General features: G+C 24.1%; 3 protein-coding genes. 2 read left to right on the plus strand and 1 reads right to left on the minus strand.

The window, feature by feature from the left end; genetic code table 11:
• Nucleotides 1-80: 80 nt before the first annotated feature.
• Nucleotides 81-230 (plus strand): hypothetical protein, encoded by a 150-nt coding sequence (locus tag ACIQ56_RS16590; protein ID WP_397602145.1) that lies wholly within the window; start codon nucleotides 81-83, stop codon nucleotides 228-230.
• A gap of 48 nt (nucleotides 231-278) precedes the next feature.
• Complete coding sequence (locus ACIQ56_RS16595) at nucleotides 279-2105, plus strand: C80 family cysteine peptidase (RefSeq protein WP_397602146.1); 1827 nt, start codon at nucleotides 279-281, stop codon at nucleotides 2103-2105.
• Here the strand turns inward: ACIQ56_RS16595 and ACIQ56_RS16600 are convergent.
• Nucleotides 2106-2602, minus strand: a 497-nt coding sequence (locus tag ACIQ56_RS16600; RefSeq protein ID WP_397602147.1) for a M24 family metallopeptidase, incomplete at its 5' end; no start/stop codon positions are given.

Here is a 2602-nt window from a genome sequence, read left to right on the forward strand (position 1 = left end):
CGGATGTGGGAAAACTACAAGTCCGGTTCTGCAGGGGTTTCATGGCAATGAATTACTTTATTTGAAAGGAAATAAAAGTCATGTCTCTACCTACCAATCAATATAAAAATAGAGTTACAATCGATAAAAAAACTTTAGAAAATTTTGATTATATCTTTTATTCAAATAAATTCACTAAAATCAATGATTATCATAATAAATTAAGTATTCAAGATTTTTTTATAACTTAAAAACACTATTTATCGGATTACTCTAAACTTATTAAACAAGGTTAAAATATGTTGTTTAAATCATTTATGAATTTTATTATAAAAGATCTGAATTATTTAATCCAAGAATTAAAAAAAACAATGAATAATAATTCTTTCAATTTGGATGAATTTATAATAACAAATGATACATTAAACTCTAATAATATCAGTATTCAATTTTTAAAAATAATGAGCTGTTGCAGAATAACAGACTCCGCCTTTAAGAATTCACTAAAAAATTATCAAAATATAATAGAAGAAAATCAAAAGAATAAAAATATATTTACAAAAAACATTTTTATTCTTACAATTCTTGATTTTTGCAATGAATACATTGAGAAAAATAAAAATAATATTAACTTTATAAAAGACGAAGAATTTTTTAAAAATATTCAAAATATTTATGAAATCATTTCTAATCAATATATTTCTATTAAATTAAAGATTTTAAGAAATATACATTTAAAATATGCTATTGAAAAAACAATAAATCAATATTGTCAATCAAAAGGATTAGATTCTTGTATAATAAAATTTGATTTTTTAATAGAAAAAAAAGGAAACAATTACCAATTTAAAGAAAATATGGAAAATTTAATTTTTAATAATGATTATAAAAATATTGAATTCTTAAACCATATTTTCAGAAGCCTATACAATAAAAGAAAAAAGTTTCATTTTTTTAGTATCTCTCAATCTGAAAACCTTTTAATTAATAATATCAATCAAATAAAAAGAGAGTTGAGTAATGAGACATCAATCAATAACTTTGATTTTTTTGAGGTTCAAACTAAAAATAAAGAATATTTATGTATTTTAAAAAAGAAAAAATTATCTTTAATAAGTGAAAATTCCTTAATTCCAAATCAAAAAATATCAGAATTTGATTTTAATTCAAATTTTAATCATAAAGAAAAAATATACACTGATATTGAATCTATATTTACTGATCAAATCTTTGAATTTTCAAAAATTATTTATCCAAAAGAAGAATTATTTCCAAAAAATCCAAAAAATCCAAAAATTTTAACTCAAGCTAAAAAAATAAATTCACAAATATTATTAAAAAATGAATTAGATATACAATCTCATCCAATTCATCAAAAAAATTTTTTTCAACAAAAAGGCTTTGTTAAATCGAGTTCTCCTTTTTATCCTTTAGAACAATCAAAAAACAATCATGCAAATGCTTTTAAAGAATGGGGTAAACCCTATGATTCTTATTTTCGGAAAGTAGTTCATATTAGCAAACATCAAACTCAATATGATCATCAGTTTATTATTGAAATGGAAAAAGACAATGCCATTTATGATTTAGCAAATAAAATTTTTTTAAAACATCCTAATAAAACAACTTGGGTTCAAGTAGACGCAAAAACAAAACAATTCAGAGTTGTTTATGGTAACTTAAATAAATTAACAGATAAAAGTAGAATTTATATCGCGGGTCATGGTAGTGCTTATTTAAATTGTATTACAAAATCATATCACTTATCAGCATATGATGTTGCACATCTCCTGTTTAAAGAGAATCTGATGAATGCAAACTCAGGAGAAAAATTAAAGACTCCACTAATAAATTTATGCCCACAAAAAATCGGAATCATTGCCTGCCAAATAGCAGCGCAAAATTATAGAGAAATTGAAGAACAGTTTTGTGCAATTATCCTAAAAGAAGTTTTTAAAACATTTGGAAAGGTAACAGAAGTTGTTGGATATACAAATAATATTAGTATACTTCCCTCAGGTGGGAAACGCTTGGTAAAGCCTGGTATGAAAGCAAGTTACAAAATGCTTCAAGGAGAAATACAATTAAATCTTTTTGCTGCAAAACGAAATCCTGTTAATTTTTAATTAAAATAAAAGATCTTCATAAAAAGCACCAAATTTTAAGGAAGGATCGCATATTTGAAGTTCTAATATCCATCTTTCAGATGAGGGAATAAAATCAAGATCAAATAGGGACATGGAAGTATATTTTAAATGAGAAAATTCTGAAAGTCGATGCCCCTTTACATAAGATGGTTCTAATAAATAATTCATTTTTTCTACTTGAGTTTTAGAATAATCAAACAGTTGCTTTCCTGTAGATTCTGTTGTCTTCCAATAATGAAAAATATCATCAAATAAAACTTTAATATCTTTTGTAATTTTTTCATATTTTGGATTTGAACCTATTACAAAAGTATTTCCACAGTCCCCTTCTACACCATCCCAGACAGGTCCAATATCAATATAAAAGATATCATTTTCTTTTAATATGACATTTTCTCTATAAGTATCATTAAAACTAAGGATCGTAGATGCTCCAAAACGAATGTGAGTTTTATGCCATAATTTTCGGACTCCCT

Source organism: Silvanigrella sp. (assembly GCF_044369315.1).
Classification (GTDB): Bacteria; Bdellovibrionota_B; Oligoflexia; order Silvanigrellales; family Silvanigrellaceae; genus Silvanigrella.